The following is a 17385-nucleotide window of genomic DNA, read 5'->3' as shown; positions in this document are numbered from 1 at the left end:
GAGCCTCGTCACGGTTACGGCTATCCGGATTACTTTATAGCAGGAGTGCAGGAGAGGATTATCGGGCACCGACGAATCTGTAGCGGCGCTATAGTACGGCAATGAGGGAGTCGGAGTTATAGTGAAGGATCGATGTTTTTGATCTTTTTGGCAGGAATGCCTCCCCAAAGCTCGTATTTCGGAATTTTTGTATTCAGTGTCACAACTGAACCGGCTGCGATCGTTGAACCTTCGCCTATTTCGGTCCCGGACATTATTACTGCGTTGACCCCTACGGTAGCTCCGTTTTCGATCCTGACCTCGCCCAGGATTAGCTTGCCGCTGGTTATCGTGTGTGCCGTGATCACGGAATCTTGCCCGATAATAACCTCGTCGCCGATCGAGATGAGCTGGGGATCGACTAATCGGCCTCCCAGCGCGATATCCTTGCCGATTTTTGCTCCGAACCAGGCGGCAATCAGCGGCTTAGCGAATACCACCGAAAACGGCAAGCAGGCGCCCCGGCCGAATTCGCACACTACGGTGAACAGCTTCCAGTAAGTGAAGATCGGGTCATCCATTGAATAGCAGCCGGGCTGGAACGGCTTGATTCGCAGCATCAATCGAGCCGTCAAACCGGACAAAAAGCCGTAGGCCAGAAGAAACAGAAAAAAATCCGTGAGGACGTTATAGGGGGCCAATTCCCGGGTCAGAGGCGCGAACAGCTTGGCAACGGAGAAAAGGCTTACGGAGAAGAGCAAGGTAAGGATAAGGCCGGATAAGACGAAATCGATCGGTCGTGTTTTCATGCGAATTACCCCCGTTGGCATGAAGCGCTACGCGGCAAATTTACAAGGTCGCGATAGCAAGGTTGGAAAATTATCTCAGCAGCTCGTCCGTAAAGGCGGCGAATCTAGCAGAGGCATCGTATTCTCGGTATGCCCGTCCGAGTTTCTCCGCAGCTGTTTTGTACGATAGATTTGTCAGTATTTCTCTGACCACTTTGACGATCCCGGTGCCGGAGACCGTTCCCGCACGCAATAGGCGTCCTGCTCCATTTTGTTGCACCGCCTGCATGTTAAGGTATTGATCTAGGTTCGCGCATATGCCGAGTACCGGGGCGCCTGCGTTCAATGCCTGATTGGTTGTCGGGCTTCCGCCGTTACAGATCACCAAATCGGCAATCGCTGCTGCGTCGTCGCCGGGTAAGTAATCGCTGCACAATACATTAGGTGGTAGATTCTTCAGCTGAAACCGGCCTGCCGTCGCGACAAGCAGCGTTACCGGTAGGCTCGAGAGTTCCGCAACGAGCTCCGGCAATCGGCGAGTTTCGCCGGAGCTTCCGAGCGTCAGGTAAATTATGGGTTGGTGTCTTACTAGCCGTGACCACCAATCGGGTTTAAAGGCCTCGGGCGACCATAGGATAGGTCCGAGATAGTAGTGGTTGGGCGGTAGTTCGGTCGTGTTGACTAGCCCAGGTATATCCGCGTAAAGAACATAATCCCCATCCGTGTACGTCACTCGGAGATCCGATCCGAGCGATGTTAGCCCGAACTCCTTTCGAATCCGATTGAGAGGTAAGGTGTGGGAGGCGAATACGAGCGGCCGCATAAAATCGAAAAGGGGTTGAGCGAGCGCTGGACCGAGCAGGCGCACCATAACATGCTCGGGCACAGGGTATGTCTGGACTGCGTAGGGGCTCCAATAAATATTGGTTATGTTGGCGTAAGGGACTTTTGCGAGGCGGGCGCTTACAGTCAGTGAAAGACGAAAATCGCCGACGATAAGATCGGGGTTGACGTGCTCGATGAGCCTTAGATCGTCTTTAACATATTGCCGTAGCGTAGGTGTATCGTAAACCGGTTTACCTTTGGCAAGTGCATCGAGAAAGTCGGGGGGAGAAATTGACCGTATAGACACCTTGGCAAGCTTAGAATCTGAGAAAAGAGCATCAAAGCGGCCGTCGCAGGCGAAGTGAACATCATAGTCCCCAGAATCCAAGCTGCTGGCGAGAACATAGGGACGGGCGACGTGGGCGAGCGTCACAGCCTCGGCAATAAAGAGAATGCGTTTTTTTGGCTTGAGGTGCTGTTGAGCGCTTCTAAAAGAATCGGATTTGTCAAAAATCTTTACAGTCTTTTTCATCGATTCGGTCAGGTCACTGGACTTAGGGCGAACTGACGGTGGCTCGGGTTGGAAGCGCGGTCGGGATAGCGACAGTTCAAACCGGCTATCTCGATTCAACCTTCAGTCGAAAACAGTATTGCAGATTATCCATGGATCGCTGTGTTGTTTATTCGCCCTCAATCACTTCTCATGGATTAACATTAACCGAGAAGCGAAACTAAATTTTTGGCCAATTGGCTATTGATGCGTCGATTGTCCTGTTGTAAGGCGGCGAATTAAGGAAGGACAGCGCAATGTTAACGCCTTTGAGCGCACCCCCAGGTCTGTGGTGTCGTCCAATAGGCTCGTTCTAGAGCCTGCATTTCGGCAATGTTCGCCGTAAGGGATTTTGCGGGCGAGGATGAAATGGAAAGGGTAAGCCAAGCCATCACGCGGCATTCCCTTGCCTTATACACTAAAATAGTCGCGACAGGCAGTTACTATCGACCATCCGCCCATCTTGGTTCGTTAGGGAACCTCTGATTTATTCCAAGGTGTAGTGATTATTGTCATCCTAAAAACGCTCCTCATTGTGTGTTTTTGCGATTGGATCAGAGCTTCCTTAGAAATCTTTTTTGCAAAAAGAGCTTCTCGCCCATGAAATCAAGTCTAGAGTTGCCGTTACGTAGCCTTTGGAGGCAACCGAGACGGACCTCGATCATGCTCTCGGGGATTGGTGTAGGCATCATTGCTCTGCTGCTTGCGGGAGGATTTATCGAATGGATTTTCTGGGCAATGCGGGAATCAACGATTCTTTTTCGGCTCGGCCATATCCAAGTCGTCAGGCCTGGCTATTTGGATCGGGGCGCGGCGGATCCGTACAGGTTTCTGTTGCCGCATTCCGTCGATGAGCTTGAAGTGCTGGCGAAACTGCCCGGCATAAAGGTGGTGGCGCCACGGCTTAGTTTCAATGGGCTGCTTAGTCATGGGGATACAACGATTGGTTTTATTGGAGAAGGTATAGATCCCGAGAAAGAGAAAGCATTTAAACCGGATCTTTCCATTCAAGAGGGCGTGGGGCTCGATCCGAATCAACCCTTAAGCGCAGTTATCGGGAACGGTCTCGCCGCTAATTTGGGCATAAAATCGGGCGACAAAGTGGTTTTGCTGGCAAATACCGTTTCCGGAGGGATAAATGCGGTGGAGCTTAATGTCGTTGGGGTCTTCTCGACGGCGAATAAGGCGTTCGACGATTCCGCTTTGCGCATACCTTTGATTACGGCAGAGAAACTTCTTAGAGTGTCGGGGGCTCACCGATGGACCGTCTTGCTTGACGACACATCAGATACTAAAAAAATACTCAAGCGAATTCAGCAGCTTTTCATCGAAAAGACCGGAGAGTTCCAGCTCATTCCTTGGTACGATCTCGCCGATTTCTACAATAAGACCGTGAGGCTTTTTTCCCAGCAAATGAATGTGTTGGGAGGCATTATTGGATTCATGATTTTGCTGGGTATATCGAATGTGCTGATCATGAATGTAATGGACCGTACAAGCGAAATCGGCACATTGATGGCCTTGGGGCTCAAACGATTGGAAATCGTCAGGCTTTTTCTCGCTGAAGCGCTTATGTTGGGAGTTATCGGTAGCGTGTTGGGCGTTTCGATCGGTTGGGGTTTGGCTGCGATCATATCGGCAATTGGTATTCCCATGCCGCCGGCTCCAGGCACGAGCACCGGTTATACAGCTGAAATATTTATCACCGGGCCGTTGATCGCCAAGGCCGTGCTCGTCGCCCTGATATCCACTTTTCTGGCCAGTGTATTTCCGGCGTGGAAGGCCTCCCGGCTTGTCATAGTCGAGGCATTGAGAAAGTCACGTTAACCGGATGGCGCCTCATCTCGCTGATTTAATCCATGCTGACATTCGCGCTTAGAAATCTATTTCGACAGACCGTAAGATCTATTTTGACGCTGACGGTAATTGCCTTAGGCGTCGCGGGTATCTCATTAGTCGGCGGATTTATCGAAGACATTTTTGTTCAGCTGCGCGAGTCGACGATACATTCTCAGCTGGGACATTTGCAGATATACAGAAGTGGGTTCTCGACCATCGGCCGCCGCGATCCTTATAAATTCCTGATGGAGGATGTTGACGGGCTCGTTGACCGATTCCGCACGTGGCCGGAAGTCGCCGAGGTTATGAAACGTGTAAGTTTTTCGGGCCTTGTGAATAACGGACACTCCGATTACCCGATTTTGGGGGAGGGCGTCGAGCCAACCAAAGAGAAACAGGTTGGAAGTATGTTGTCGATTGTGGAGGGGGAGCCGCTGAGCGACTCGGACCCGATGGCCATTTTGGTAGGAAAAGGTCTTGCCCATGCACTCAAGGTCAAACCGGGGGATCCACTGACACTCCTCGTCAATACGCCGGAGGGTGCTCTAAACAGCCTTGAATTTACCGTCGTTGGAGTATTTCAAAGTTTTTCGAAGGATTTCGATGATCGCGCCGTTCGGATTTCCCTAGGTTCTGCCCAGGATCTTTTAGCAACCCCGGGAATCCACGCACTGGTGTTCGCATTGAATGATACGGCGGATACTGATCGTGTTGTCAAAAGGTTAATGGCGGAGTTATCGTCAGAGCAATACGAGGTAAAACCTTGGTTCGTGCTCGCGGATTTCTATCAAAAAACGGTCGATATGTATCAGCGACAGTTCACCGTTTTGGAAATCATTATTTTGGTCATGGTATTTTTAAGCGTGGCCAATAGCGTAAACATGGCGCTTCACGAACGCATAGGTGAGTTTGGTACGCTTATGGCTCTCGGTAATAGACCATTAGATGTTTTTAAGTTAATTGTTCTGGAATATTCCATTCTTGGGCTTATAGGTGCGGCGGTCGGAGTCTTTGTCGGCGTTTTACTGGCTGGGGGAATATCTGCTTTCGGTATCCCAATGCCGCCGCCGCCCAACTCGGATATGGGATACACGGCTATCGTACGCGTTGTTCCGAATGTGCTTGGCGTAGCCTTTGTGGTTGGGTTTTTGGCGACGGCTCTTGCTGTCGTGGTGCCTGCGCGAAGGGTTATTCATACGCCTATAGTAGAGGCTTTACGGAGCAATATTTAGAACCTATCCCGGTAGGTCATAAAACCCTTCGACTCGGCTCAGGGCGAATGGCCTACGGAGACAGGGCTCTTAATGGATTTATAGAGGCTACAGTGTGGGGTTGGATGGCGATCACTCCTGAACTTTCTTTAAATAGTCCTTTGTGAAAACCTTGTCGGGCAAATCTCTGAGCTTCATTTTTCTGTAATCCAAGATCGATCGTTCATCCTTTTTCAGAGCATTTTCCATTACTAGCTGAGTAGGGCGTACTTCTCCCTCCATTGATTCGAATTTTTGAAATCGGCAGGTTTTAAATAGCCGGTTTGACAAGGTGTAGAATTCTGCTTTGTATGGGTTGTAGTTTTTCTTATCAACCCAATACAGCACCCTCGGATAGGTGACGCCTCTATCTACGGCGCTAAGTTCAAGCACATAATATTCTCGGCCGTTGATTTCTTCGATTCTTGAAAGTTTTGGATTATAGTCGCCGGTAAAATTCGCTCTGGCCAAATCGCCATTTGCCACCTGGCCTGTCAACTTTTGTGATAAGGGGAGACGAATCGGTTGTGATACGGAGGGCATGAAAGCCCAAAAGTCGCGCCCCCGCATGAGCATGATTTGCCCGCGGTCGGCGGCCGGTGCGGTCGTTAAAATCACGGTGTTTTCGTTACCCTTCGATAAAACACGATATTCGCGCACATCGGGTTCGCTGTCCGAGGTAGTCGTGGTGATGGAGATATCGACCTGAAATCCTTCTTGAGGGAAGCGAATGCGATCTGCCGCTGCCACAATCTCGGCCGGGTCCGGTACGTCGTCGGCTCGAAGCGAGCCGGACAATATTATGTTTGACAATAGGGTAACGGCTGCGGCAAAAGCGAATCGTCGGGCGATAGATGTTTGCATGTTGTTTCCTAGATGTTGCTAAGCTCGGCTATGCTTTATGAACGGTGACGGTCTAAGCTGGTCGCTTCGGAAGCGTTAGGATATCGGGGTGTTCCCCCGTCGGATTTACGCTTGTCGCCATCCGTCCCGGAGAAATCTGGGAAATAATCTCACTACTTCTATTGATAAGAATTTTTGAAGGATATCCGCATTTTTTTACTTAATTCGAGTACCTTCTACTAGCGCTAGGGGTGCCTTTTCAAAAAGCTTGTTGTTTGACCTTATCGGACAATGTTCGGATACGATAAATATAGTAGGGTAACTTCACACAGACTATAACAGCTAACATGACTAAGGTTCGCGTGGAACACGTATGGAAGGAGTATAAGTTAGGAAAACAGACGGTCGAAGCTCTTAGGGACGTCTCCATGGGGGTTGGGGAAGGCGAGTTCATGGCGATAGCCGGGCCGTCCGGGAGCGGAAAATCTACCTTGCTAAACTTAATCGGTTGCATCGATACCCCGACGCGGGGAGAAATTTACATCGGCAATGAAGAGGTGAGCAAGAAAACACCTAACCAATTGGCCGATCTTCGAGCTCGAACCCTCGGTTTCATCTTTCAGACCTTCAATTTACTACCGGTTCTCTCCGCGTGGGAGAACGTCGAATATCCTCTCTTGTATAGAAAGGATATTCCGCCCAAGGAGCGGCGCCGGCGTGTAGCCCATTACCTGGTCGTGGTGGGGCTTGCTGATTTCGCTAAGCACAAACCTTCGGAACTTAGCGGTGGCCAGCGCCAGCGGGTCGCGATTGCACGAGCCCTGGCCGGGCATCCTGTCATCGTGCTGGCGGACGAGCCGACCGCTAATCTTGATTCCAAGACCGGTGAAGGCATCTTGCAGTTGATGAAGCAACTCAATCGGGACGAAAAAACGACCTTCATTTTTTCGACCCACGACCATCGAGTTATGGAAATGGCGGACAGGGTCGTGAGAATCAGTGACGGCCGGATAATAGTTCCATAAACGCGTGCTTTCCCGATTTGGAGAATTCCCTCGTGCAGTACCCGCGATCATCTCGTCTCTGTCTGTACGGCATCTTGGCTCTTACTTGGCTTTTCAACTCGACAGACGGCGTTTCTGCTGATCTGGAGAAGGAAGCGCCGGTTTCCGTAGACGAGCTATTTGATCTAAAAGACGAAAAAACAGAAAACAAAGAACCGGCATCGGTTGATGAGTTGTTTGAGGTTGAGCGGAAGACGGGTGATGATGCGCGCCCGCTCCGTTGGCCGGATTTGAACGGCTTTTTTCAGAGTGAACTCGCTTACACCTATGCGTCGCCCGACCATTGGTCGAAGTTTCGTAACCTCCTGGAACTGGGAACTCACGGTAGCTGGGGTGCCAGTCTGAAGTGGAAGGCGAGCGGCCGGCTTATGTATGACGCGATTTACGATTTGACCGATTTTGATCCTGAATCGGTGCGTCACGACCAACGTTTCGAGCCGATGTTTCGTGAAACCTATCTCGATTATTCCGCCGGGGATTGGGATTTCCGCTTCGGACGTCAGCACATCATCTGGGGCGAAATGGTGGGATTGTTTTTCGCCGATGTCGTCTCTGCGAAGGATCTGCGCCAGTTCGTGCTTCCCGATTTTGATTTACTACGAATTCCTCAGTGGGCCATGCGGGCCGAGTATTTCAAAGGAGGATTCCATGGCGAAGCGATATGGATTCCTTATATGACCTACAACGATATCGGCAAAGTCGGTTCGGAATTCTTCCCTTTTAATCCACCTCCGACGCCGGGATTCACGACGGTAATCGAGAACGACCAGCGGCCCAACAATACCTTTGAAAATACCGCTTACGGATTAAGGCTATCTTATCTTCAATCTGGCTGGGATACTTCGCTTTTCTATTACAGCGGTCTGGATCTTTCTCCTGCCTTCGCGCGTAACATCGTGCTGGCTCCTGCGCCGACGATTACCTATCGCTCCGTTCACAAGAGAATTCATCAGGTCGGTAGCACGCTTGCCAAAGACTTTGGTCCTTTTGTATTGAAAGGCGAGGCTGTTTATACGGTGGATCAGCCTTTTTTGACGACTCGGCTCATGGATTCGGATGGACTGGTGTCTCAGGATTTTCTCGATTACATCCTCGGGCTCGATTTCAGCTTTTTGGAAGATACTCGCCTCAACCTGCAGTTTTTTCAACGCTGGTTCAGCCACCACGATCAGCACATGATTCCTGACGAGTTAGAGAGCGGTGTATCCGCATTGGTCAGCACGCGGTATTTTCATCCGAAAGTGGAGCCGGAGGTGCTTTTCATACACAGTCTCAATCGGTCCGATTGGAATGTGCAGGCTAAGGTGACTTGGGAGTTTCTGAGGAACTGGCGAATGGTAGTCGGCGCCGATATTTTCGGCGGTCAACCTACCGGACTGTTCGGGCAGTTCGATGCCAAAGACAGGGTATACGGCGAGTTTCGGTATTCGTTTTAATCTCTTGGCGCTGCGACTTGCCCGATCGATCAATCACGCTACCAATCGCGTGTTGATATTCCCTGTCACCAGAAGCTCGGACAAGGGTTTGCGGATCGAGCGTGCTTTTGGCGGTTTTCCTTCTCCAATCCGGCCCATAAATACCGCTCTTTCGACACACTCATCTCCCAAAAGAGCAGTTAGCTCGTTTGCCAATAGCTTTGCCTTTTTCTCGACAGCGTCCACACGAGTGAACTTGATCGATTCTCGGATGTAGCCGGCAAAGATCAAGGGAGTCATTTCCGGCTGTAGCTGCAAACCAAGTTGCGTGGCCGTCAACCAAAAGCGCTGCAAAGCGCGACCTGCGGAAAGATAGTCCCCGACTGAAGTTGGCGGCTTATCCGCAATGAGAGCGAAATGCCCGGCGCTAAAGATTCCGGGGATCAAGTCCAATTCCAGCCTCGGCAGAACGGTTCCGGCGAAATAGGTGTTAAGGAAATTGACCGTCGACCAGCTCCTCATGGCCCATCTCATGAGTCCGAGAGCTAGCGGGTTTAATCCTACGGCCCGGTCGGGAATTCGATCTTCGCTATACTGAGTGTTCCATTCAATGACGTTCTTATGAACCTCATACGCCTCCGGCATCGTAAGCCGAACTTTTCCGTTTCGAAACATCAGTCGCGCAGTCCGTAGCCGATCTTCAGGTTTATCCAGCCACAAGACCGTGTAATCGTTACCTAGGCTTTCGACTAGCCGCATCTTTTCTTGGGGATAAAGTGGCCGCCGTTTCATCGCCCTGCGTTGAGTGGCGCGAATGGGAATATAAGCAGCAAGAGGACTTGGCTTGAGCGCCGGATCGGGCGAAAAATGAACGTCGATCATCGGCGCTGTTTCGCTGGACTCTGGACGTAGAGACCAGTTGGCGGCTAACCCGTGGCTGCTGGCGGCGATGACGAGATTTTCAAGAAGAGCGCCGATCGCAATTTGGCTGGCCCGGCCCTTAAGGTCGTAAACACAATGATCGCGGGTATCAAACCCATGGATGACGACGCGGTTATCCGAGACTATCTCGAACCGCCAGGGCTGAGTGTTGTCGCCGCTGGGCGCCCACCGGGCAAGTTCGAGAATGCGCTCGAGAGAGGAACGTTGTGGTTCGGTTTGCGCTGAAGGGCACTCGGACAGCTTCGCCATAAATTTTTTTCTCGCAATCCTTAATCCGATTCGTTGCAAGGGGTTTCGGTTTCCTCCGGGTCTCCAGGTACGTACCAGTTTGTTGCGGTACGCGTCGAAATGAACGCCCCATGGTGCGGAGAATACTTTGCCTCTTCGGAGTAGGATTTTCAAAGCTTCTGTCGCTGCAACTCCGGCACACAGTTCGCATCCCATGGCGGTTGAGGGCCCACGATGCAGGGCTAGATTGACGGCGTCGGGGGCGACCAAATACGGTGTCTGCAACATCGCCGGCGACAGCCCCATCAGGAAGCGAACGGTTTTTTCGTTTTCCGGCTGGTTTTCCAGTCCGAAATACTCTTCGAACGTCATTTGGCCGGGAAGGAAATTGAGCAGCGCTACGCCCATTCCGAGCGGCGCTGCCGTGATCGCGGGGATACCCCGTGTTGCGCAAGCGGCAAAGACTTTGGCTCGCATATCTAGCGCGAAAAAGTCCAGCCCGTCGATGTAAAGGTCAGCGTCGTCCAAGAAAGACGTTAAGTTGGATTCGGTAACACCTTCGGGAAATGATCGCAGATCGAGGGTCGGATTGATTTCACGCGCCTTTGCCGCCATCACTTCGGCTTTCGACAGCCCGATCGCATTGAGATCGGCGCCGGCCTGTCGATTGAAGTTTGCCAATTCGAAAGTGTCCATATCGGCGATACTGAAGCCGCCAACGCCGAGGCGCGTTAACGTCAACAGGTGGCTTCCGCCGACACCGCCGAGTCCCGCTATGGCGACGCGTTTGGACCGTAAAATCTGCTGTTCTTCCCAAGTTATCCAGCCGATATTTCTAGAGAACGCGGACAAATAATCGAAGTTCATAAGAGCCTGTGTGATCCGAAGCGCAATTTCACTTAATGTAAAGCCAGTCCGTTCTATTCAGCTAAGCTTATTCTAGACTGAAATTATTAGGCTAATTAGGAACCGGCCATGACAAAAGAAAACTGGTTTGATAGCTTTAATCGGCATTTCGAGGTTATTCCGGCAAATACAGATGAACTGATCAAACAGGTTAAGGCTTTACGGTTCCAGATATATTGCGTAGAGCATCCCTTTGAAGATAAAACTACTTTTAAGGACGGTCTGGAACAAGACCAATACGATCAAAGGGCCGTTCATTCCCTGGTTCGGCATCTAAAGTCAAAACCTGATGAGGCGGCAGTGGCCACAGTAAGGCTGGTTCTTTCCGATAACCAGAACCCACAAAACGGCTTTCCGATCGAGGACCATTGTTCGATTTCTCCGGAAGACAGATCAAGCATCTCACTTAAATTCGAGCGAAAGCAGATAGCCGAAATCTCCCGCTTTGCCGTATCGAAGCAATTTCGGCGCCGCGTTGGGGAGTCCGAGACCATCCATGGTATTGCTGAGCACAAAGTTCCCGTCATCGAGAAGGACGACCGGAGATTGGTTCCTCACATCACTTTGGGGCTGTTTCAAGCGATAGTGCAGATGAGTGCCGAAAACAATATCAAGCTTTGGTATGCGGTTATGGAAACGCAGCTGCTGAGATTGTTAAAACGGTTCGGAATTCGGTTTACTCAAATTGGCGAGCCGGTTAATTATCATGGCTTGCGAGTCCCCTGCATTGGTCCGGTGGATGAAGTGATGTCCGGCATCAAGCGCGACTGCCCTGCGGTCTGGGAATTCATTACCCAGAAAGGCAGGCTATGGCCGTATTGAGGAATGCTTTTGTAGCGGTAGCGTACCGATCAACCCTGACGCCGATAAGAGACACCGAGATGCGAGATTTTTCAAGGGAATACAGCGAGTCACCGAATTGTGTCGCGATTCGGCGACACCTCGCTGTGAGGAATTTCTGAGTTTACTCCAAGAACTTTCAGTCGAAGCTATTAATTCCGGGTTATTCCGCCATTGGCGTTTTTCTTGCTTATACGCATCCTGGTGTTTCGCATGCTCATTTTGCTGAGCGTCGTCTCAGCGAAGAGCTGCGTACTCTCAGGGCGCGATGAGTCGCGGTAAGGCACCTGAGATCAAATCTGTTCGTTCGATAGGCCGACTCTGCTTGACTTAAGTTGGATTTAAGGAGAACGCGTGATGTTTGATGCTCGCTACGAGGTCGTATTGGCGGATACCCCGGAAAGTAAAGAGATTCACTTCAATCTGAGGTACAAGGTATTTTGCTTGGAAAAGGGATTTGAAGATGCGAGTAGATTCACTTCCGAAATGGAAAATGATCAGTACGACGACCGGGCGATTCATTTCTTGGTCAGGGAGCCGCTGACAAACAGATGGATTGGCGCTGCGCGCTTAGTGATAGATAAGGTCTCCGCTTTGCCGATTAATCACATTGCTGATATCGAGGTTCCGTCGAACGAAAAAGATGCCGTAGTCGCAGAGTTTTCGCGGCTTCTGGTACTCGACAACTTTCGCCAAGCCCAAACGAAATTGGCTGCGGAACCCGAAATATTATTAGGGCTTATCCGTGCTGCCCGAGACTATTGCCTCCGACAGGATATAAAAAGCGTACTGTTTTTGTGCCGCCGCTCTATTCACAGAATCTTGGGGAACGCAGGCGTCGACATGCTTCAAATCGGCGCCCCCTGTATTCACCGCGGCGTGAGAGCGCCTTATCTTGTGGACTTGGAAAGAGGATTTGATCGGGTTTTTCGTCCGTATAGCCGGGCTTATCAGATGTTTTCCAGGGCACACAGCTACTATTACTACTCGGATCTCTATAGTCGCCAAGTAGCATAAGCCATTCACGATGACCCGGCGGTGGAATTCGCGATCATTGTGGAGCTATTTGGAATCGCTAGATCCGTCTTTTCTTCGAAATTCATCCTTTCCATTATGTCGGCTTAAACGTTTACGGCTGCCGCGCAAGCCGTTGACGCTCCGGGAGCGTCGTACCGTTTGAAACGATGACGCTTTCAGGCGCAAGCGCGCTTTGGTGTTTTTGCGCCGCAATCGACATTCAATATGACGCGGTAAGCATGCGTTTGGAGTATGCTAACGGCAATTGCTAGCTTCATTCCGTTAAATCCTCATTTCGTCGGGCGTAATGGCTTCCGATCGAAATAGTGCTCTTAGCTGTCAATCAGTCATATCGTGACAACGAATAACCTTTCTAAACTACGGATCGATCGGGCGGCGCGAGAGATTTCGGCTCCCCCTCGCATCGGGGCCCTTCGCAAGCGCATTGGACTGCTTGCGATGCTGATTGCGATCGCTGTGGGAGCTCTGGTTTATTCGAAACTTCGTAGCGCCGGCATCGAGACCGAGGTCGCCACTGTTTCAAAAGTTTTTCCTTCTCAAGCGTTTACCTTGCTGAACGCAACCGGCTATGTGGTGCCGCAAACCAAGGCGGATGTGGCGTCCAAGGCAACCGGGCAGTTGGAAAAGCTCGACGTTGAGGAAGGAAGCTACGTCAAAAAGGATCAGATCATCGCACAGCTCGAAAATCGCGATCTGATGGCGAGTCTTAACCAGGCTGCGGCCAATGTCGCGGTCGCAAGAACGGATCTGCTGAAAGCGGAAGCGGAGTTGAAGGAATCCACCCTGGCTCTGAACCGTGCCCGCACGCTTGTGCAGAAAAAATTCGTTTCGCAGGAAATCTATGATGCCGAGGTTGCCCGGCACGAAAAGGCCGTGGCCGCCGTGGAAAGCGCAAAATCGGCGATCGCCGCGGCCGAGGCGGCATATCAGGGGGCGCGAGTGTCCTTGGATTACACCTTCATTCGGGCGCCTTTCGACGGCATTATCCTAAGCAAGAATGCGGATATCGGCGACATTCTGGCGCCCTTCTCCTCGACGATGCTGTCGAAGGGGACCGTGGTCTCCATGGCCGATATGAATACCTTGGAAGTCGAGGTCGATGTGGCTGAGTCGAATCTTAATCAGGTACGTGTCGGTCAGCCATGCGAAATCCAGCTCGATGCGTTTCCGGATGATCGATTCCGTTGCTCGGTCGATCGCATCGTGCCCACAGTGGACCGCACCAAGGCAACCGTGCTGGTCAAGGTGCGCTTTATCGATAAGGACGAGCGCATCCTGCCGGATATGAGCGCCAAAGTGGCGTTTCTGTCGCGAGAGCTTGCCGCCGATCAGCGGAAGCCCATTTCCGGCGTACCTCCCGCGGCGATCGTGACGCGCGGTCCGGATAGCGTCGCCTTCGTGCTGGACGGCAATCGGGTCAAGGAAGTCCCGGTCGATACCGGAGAACGTATCGGCGAGTGGGTGGTGGTGAAGAACGGGCTCAAGGCCGGCGACCGAGTCGTACTCAGTCCGTCCGAAAAAATCAAGGACGGTATGGAGATCCGTGTCCGGGAAGCCGAAAGATCTTAGCGCTGCCGGCCCGGTTCGTTACATGAACCCGATCGTCGAAATCGAGAATCTCACCAAACACTATTGGAAGGGCGATCAGATCGTCCCGGTACTCGCCGATATCAATTTGGTCATTCGGGAGGGGGACTTTTTGGCGCTCATGGGGCCGTCCGGCTCCGGCAAAAGCACGCTGCTCAATCTGATCGCGGGCCTGGACCGGCCGACCGGCGGCGTTCTCAGGGTTGGCGGAATCAATATCGCCGAGTTGCCGGAATCCAGTCTCACCGATTGGCGCTCGGAGCATGTCGGATTCATCTTCCAGTTTTACAATTTGATGCCGGTTTTGACGGCGTTCGAAAATGTCGAGCTTCCGCTATTGCTGACCGGCTTGTCGAAGCGGGAACGACGCGAGCACGTGGAACTGGTCCTGGAACTGGTCGGTCTGACGGATCGCATGGATCATTATCCGTCCCAACTGTCCGGCGGACAGCAGCAACGCGTCGCAATCGCCCGCGCTCTAGTTGTCGATCCCGCCTTGATCGTGGCGGACGAACCCACCGGCGATTTGGACCGCGTATCGGCGGAAGAGGTACTGGAGCTCATGGAGCATCTCAATCTGAACCTGGGCAAGACCATCATCATGGTGACTCACGACCAACGCGCCGCTGCAAAGGCGCATGCCATCCGGCACTTGGATAAAGGGGTCCTGACCGACGATCCATCGGGCACGGACTAAGTCTCCGATCGATGCTGTTTTTCCTGCGTCTCGCACTCCGAAATCTTTTTCGGCACAAACTCAGGACCAGCCTGACCGCGCTTGGCATCGTCATCGCCATCGTCGCTTTCGCTCTCCTCCGAACCGTGGTCGACGCCTGGTATGCGGGCGCGGAGGCGACCTCGGCCAATCGCCTCATTACCCGAAACGCCATCTCCCTGATATTTCCGCTGCCGATCAGCTATGCCAATCGCATCCGGCAGATAGACGGGATTACCGGTCTGAGCTATTCGAATTGGTTCGGGGGCGTGTATATCGACGAGCGGAATTTTTTCCCCCAGTTCGCCATAGAGCCGAAAAGCTATCTCGAGCTTTACCCCGAATTCATTCTATCGGAAACGGAGAAAACGGCTTTCATAAAGGACCGGAAAGGCGCAATTGCGGGCCGAAAGCTGGCGGAAGAGTACGGGTGGAAGATCGGCGATGTGATTCCGTTGCGCGGAACCATCTATTCGGGGAGTTGGAGTTTCGTCTTGCGAGGCATTTATCGCGGGGCGGAAAGAAAGACCGACGAGACCTTATTCCTGTTTCATTGGGACAACCTCAACGAAACCCTGAAGAAAACGGATCCGAGCCGGGCCGAGCGTGTAGGCGTCTTTGTTCTCCGGATCGATAGGGGCGGTCGCGCGGCGGAACTTTCCGATGCGGTCGACCGGCTTTTCGAGAATTCGCTCGCGGAGACTCTGACCGAAACCGAGGAGGCATTCCAGCTCGGCTTCGTCGCCATGACGGAAGCTATCTTGGTCGCCATCAAGATAGTTTCCTTCGTGGTCATCGCCATCATCATGGCGGTAATGGCGAACACCATGGCGATGAGTACCCGAGAGCGCCGGCGCGAGTACGCAACGCTGAAGGCAGTCGGGTTCGGATCGCGCTATTTGCTCGCGCTTATTTTGGGCGAATCTCTGGCTCTGTCGATCGGTTCCGGAATTCTCGGCATCCTGGCCGCTTTCCCGGCGGCCGGCATCTTGGCGGCCAAGTTCGGCACGCTGTTTCCGGTGTTCGAAATATCCTCGCGAACCATACAATTCGGCTTGTTCGCTTCGTGCCTGATCGGGCTGACGGCGGCGGTATTCCCCGCCTGGCGCGTCATTACCTTCCCGGTCAGCGAGGGACTGCGCAGCATCGGCTAGCGAGAGCGCGACCATGAACCTAGAAACGGCAGTTGACCGCTTAGAAGGAACAGAAAAGCCATATGAATTCTGACCGTCCTATCTTCTATCGATCTCACCGTTTAGGTGAAGCCGCTACGCACCCGATTGCACGGCTGACGGGCCACCTGGCGGCGTTGCTCCTTCTTGTGGGGGGCGGCCCCACGGCGTCGTCGCGCCTAGCCATCCGGCCCGTCAGCCGCACACTCGGACGCGTCCAACTGCCGTTTCTAGGATGAAGATACCGTTCTCTTATTCGTGGAAGAGCTTGTGGGCGCGCAAGGCTACGTCCGTCTTGACGGCGGCGGGGATGGCTCTGGTCGTCTATGTATTTGCAACCGTGCTGATGCTCACCGAGGGTCTCAGGCAGACCTTGGTGGCGACCGGAAGCGATGACAACGTGGTGTTGATCCGGCAGGGGGCGGAGACGGAAGTTCAAAGCTCGATCGAGCGGGAGCAGGCTGCGATCATCGAGAGCGCGCCGGAAATCGCCTATGCGCCGAACGGAACGAAGCTTGCCTCCAAGGAGGTCATGGTTTTGATGACGCTGCCGAAACGGGGCAGCGACAAACCCTCCAATGTGACCATTCGGGGGCTGTCCGAGAAAGGGCTGACGCTAAGACCGCAGGTGCGTTTGGCCGAGGGACGGATGTTTCGTCCCGGATCGTCCGAAATCGTTGCCGGCAGGAAAATCGCAGAGAATTTCAAAGGTGCCGGCATCGGGGAAACGATACGCTTCGGCCTGCGCGATTGGACCGTCGTCGGCGTGATGGACGCCGGAAACACCGGCTTCAGCTCCGAAATCTGGGGCGATGCCGATCAGTTGATGCAGGCTTTTCGGCGGACGGCTTATTCCGCGGTCGTCGCCAAGCTCGCCGATGTTTCGTTGTTGGAGCGCTTCAGGGTCCGTATCGAGGCCGACCCGCGGATGAAGGTGGAAGCCAAGCGGGAAACGGTTTTTTACGCCGAGCAATCGGAAATGCTGGCGAATTTCCTGAAGATACTCGGCATGACCCTGAGCGTGATTTTTTCGCTGGGCGCAATCATCGGAGCGGTTATCACGATGTACGGCGCGGTGGCGAGCCGGACCCGCGAAATCGGAACGTTGCGAGCGCTGGGTTTTCGGCGTGGCGGTATATTGAGCGCCTTTCTTTTCGAATCAGCGCTTTTGGGATTGATCGGCGGTCTCGCCGGTGTCGCGCTGGCTTCCACCATGCAACTTTTGACGGTTTCCACCCTCAATTGGCAGACGTTTTCCGAACTGGCATTCACGTTTACCCTGACGCCGACGATCGCGTTTCAGTCACTCGTGTTTTCGCTGTTCATGGGCCTGCTGGGCGGCTTGCTCCCCGCCTTTCGAGCCGCCAGGATGGATTTGATCGATGCCTTGCGATCTGTCTGAGA

General features: G+C 52.8%; 14 protein-coding genes. 10 read left to right on the top strand and 4 right to left on the bottom strand.

What is annotated here, in order from left to right; genetic code table 11:
• Nucleotides 1-116: 116 nt before the first annotated feature.
• Both ACR2R1_RS13495 and ACR2R1_RS13490 read right to left on the bottom strand, forming a co-directional pair.
• A complete protein-coding gene (locus ACR2R1_RS13495) occupies nucleotides 117-788 on the bottom strand; it encodes a DapH/DapD/GlmU-related protein (RefSeq protein WP_168175439.1) in 672 nt (223 codons plus the stop codon).
• Between the two features lie 70 nt (nucleotides 789-858).
• Nucleotides 859-2124, bottom strand: coding sequence for a glycosyltransferase (locus ACR2R1_RS13490; RefSeq protein WP_434110483.1), 1266 nt, complete (start codon nucleotides 2122-2124; stop codon nucleotides 859-861).
• A gap of 681 nt (nucleotides 2125-2805) precedes the next feature.
• Here ACR2R1_RS13490 and ACR2R1_RS13485 point away from each other — a divergent pair.
• A complete protein-coding gene (locus ACR2R1_RS13485; protein ID WP_205780788.1) occupies nucleotides 2806-3969 on the top strand; it encodes an ABC transporter permease in 1164 nt (387 codons plus the stop codon).
• 83 nt (nucleotides 3970-4052) lie between these two features.
• The gene (locus tag ACR2R1_RS13480; RefSeq protein ID WP_434110481.1) at nucleotides 4053-5213 is read left to right on the top strand and encodes an ABC transporter permease; all 1161 of its coding nucleotides are present in this window, start codon (nucleotides 4053-4055) and stop codon (nucleotides 5211-5213) included.
• A gap of 111 nt (nucleotides 5214-5324) precedes the next feature.
• On the opposite strand, the gene ACR2R1_RS13475 is transcribed toward ACR2R1_RS13480, so the two are convergent.
• On the bottom strand, nucleotides 5325-6095 hold the full coding sequence (locus tag ACR2R1_RS13475) for an outer membrane lipoprotein-sorting protein (RefSeq protein ID WP_077730761.1): 771 nt from the start codon (nucleotides 6093-6095) through the stop codon (nucleotides 5325-5327).
• A 326-nt stretch (nucleotides 6096-6421) separates the two neighbouring features.
• On the opposite strand from ACR2R1_RS13475, the gene ACR2R1_RS13470 reads away from it, so the two are divergent.
• Together ACR2R1_RS13470 and ACR2R1_RS13465 are read left to right on the top strand one after the other, a co-directional pair.
• Nucleotides 6422-7099, top strand: a complete 678-nt coding sequence (locus tag ACR2R1_RS13470; RefSeq protein ID WP_077730762.1) for an ABC transporter ATP-binding protein — start codon at nucleotides 6422-6424, stop codon at nucleotides 7097-7099.
• 32 nt (nucleotides 7100-7131) lie between these two features.
• On the top strand, nucleotides 7132-8574 hold the full coding sequence (locus ACR2R1_RS13465) for a DUF1302 family protein (protein ID WP_434110479.1): 1443 nt from the start codon (nucleotides 7132-7134) through the stop codon (nucleotides 8572-8574).
• Between the two features lie 33 nt (nucleotides 8575-8607).
• Here the strand turns inward: ACR2R1_RS13465 and ACR2R1_RS13460 are convergent, their stop codons facing one another.
• Entirely contained in the window at nucleotides 8608-10590 is a 1983-nt protein-coding gene (locus ACR2R1_RS13460) for a ThiF family adenylyltransferase (protein WP_434110477.1), read from the bottom strand.
• Between the two features lie 108 nt (nucleotides 10591-10698).
• Here ACR2R1_RS13460 and ACR2R1_RS13455 point away from each other — a divergent pair, with 108 nt between their 5' ends.
• The 6 genes from ACR2R1_RS13455 (at nucleotide 10699) to ACR2R1_RS13430 (ending at nucleotide 17383) form a co-directional block, all read left to right on the top strand.
• Nucleotides 10699-11451 (top strand): PEP-CTERM/exosortase system-associated acyltransferase, encoded by a 753-nt coding sequence (locus tag ACR2R1_RS13455; RefSeq protein ID WP_077730765.1) that lies wholly within the window; start codon nucleotides 10699-10701, stop codon nucleotides 11449-11451.
• A 375-nt stretch (nucleotides 11452-11826) separates the two neighbouring features.
• Nucleotides 11827-12486, top strand: coding sequence for a GNAT family N-acyltransferase (locus tag ACR2R1_RS13450; protein ID WP_086134693.1), 660 nt, complete (start codon nucleotides 11827-11829; stop codon nucleotides 12484-12486).
• A 459-nt stretch (nucleotides 12487-12945) separates the two neighbouring features.
• Nucleotides 12946-14076 (top strand): efflux RND transporter periplasmic adaptor subunit, encoded by a 1131-nt coding sequence (locus ACR2R1_RS13445; RefSeq protein WP_156880140.1) that lies wholly within the window; start codon nucleotides 12946-12948, stop codon nucleotides 14074-14076.
• 22 nt (nucleotides 14077-14098) lie between these two features.
• Entirely contained in the window at nucleotides 14099-14791 is a 693-nt protein-coding gene (locus ACR2R1_RS13440; protein ID WP_077730768.1) for an ABC transporter ATP-binding protein, read from the top strand.
• An 11-nt stretch (nucleotides 14792-14802) separates the two neighbouring features.
• Nucleotides 14803-15963 (top strand): ABC transporter permease, encoded by a 1161-nt coding sequence (locus ACR2R1_RS13435; RefSeq protein WP_077730769.1) that lies wholly within the window; start codon nucleotides 14803-14805, stop codon nucleotides 15961-15963.
• Nucleotides 15964-16216: 253 nt separating this feature from the next.
• Entirely contained in the window at nucleotides 16217-17383 is a 1167-nt protein-coding gene (locus tag ACR2R1_RS13430; RefSeq protein ID WP_077730770.1) for an ABC transporter permease, read from the top strand.
• Nucleotides 17384-17385: the final 2 nt, after the last annotated feature.

The organism is Methylocaldum sp. GT1TLB, from assembly GCF_051027445.1.
Classification (GTDB): Bacteria; Pseudomonadota; Gammaproteobacteria; order Methylococcales; family Methylococcaceae; genus Methylocaldum.
This window is presented reverse-complemented; position numbering and strand designations above follow the sequence as displayed.

Bases quoted from the DNA above. Each gene is read 5' to 3' on its own strand.
- ACR2R1_RS13495 (WP_168175439.1), bottom strand. From the start codon at position 788: ATGAAAACACGACCGATCGATTTCGTCTTATCCGGCCTTATCCTTACC.
- ACR2R1_RS13490 (WP_434110483.1), bottom strand. From the start codon at position 2,124: ATGAAAAAGACTGTAAAGATTTTTGACAAATCCGATTCTTTTAGAAGC.
- ACR2R1_RS13485 (WP_205780788.1), top strand. From the start codon at position 2,806: ATGCTCTCGGGGATTGGTGTAGGCATCATTGCTCTGCTGCTTGCGGGA.
- ACR2R1_RS13475 (WP_077730761.1), bottom strand. From the start codon at position 6,095: ATGCAAACATCTATCGCCCGACGATTCGCTTTTGCCGCAGCCGTTACC.
- ACR2R1_RS13470 (WP_077730762.1), top strand. From the start codon at position 6,422: ATGACTAAGGTTCGCGTGGAACACGTATGGAAGGAGTATAAGTTAGGA.
- ACR2R1_RS13460 (WP_434110477.1), bottom strand. From the start codon at position 10,590: ATGAACTTCGATTATTTGTCCGCGTTCTCTAGAAATATCGGCTGGATA.
- ACR2R1_RS13455 (WP_077730765.1), top strand. From the start codon at position 10,699: ATGACAAAAGAAAACTGGTTTGATAGCTTTAATCGGCATTTCGAGGTT.
- ACR2R1_RS13450 (WP_086134693.1), top strand. From the start codon at position 11,827: ATGTTTGATGCTCGCTACGAGGTCGTATTGGCGGATACCCCGGAAAGT.
- ACR2R1_RS13445 (WP_156880140.1), top strand. From the start codon at position 12,946: ATGCTGATTGCGATCGCTGTGGGAGCTCTGGTTTATTCGAAACTTCGT.
- ACR2R1_RS13440 (WP_077730768.1), top strand. From the start codon at position 14,099: ATGAACCCGATCGTCGAAATCGAGAATCTCACCAAACACTATTGGAAG.
- ACR2R1_RS13435 (WP_077730769.1), top strand. From the start codon at position 14,803: ATGCTGTTTTTCCTGCGTCTCGCACTCCGAAATCTTTTTCGGCACAAA.
- ACR2R1_RS13430 (WP_077730770.1), top strand. From the start codon at position 16,217: ATGAAGATACCGTTCTCTTATTCGTGGAAGAGCTTGTGGGCGCGCAAG.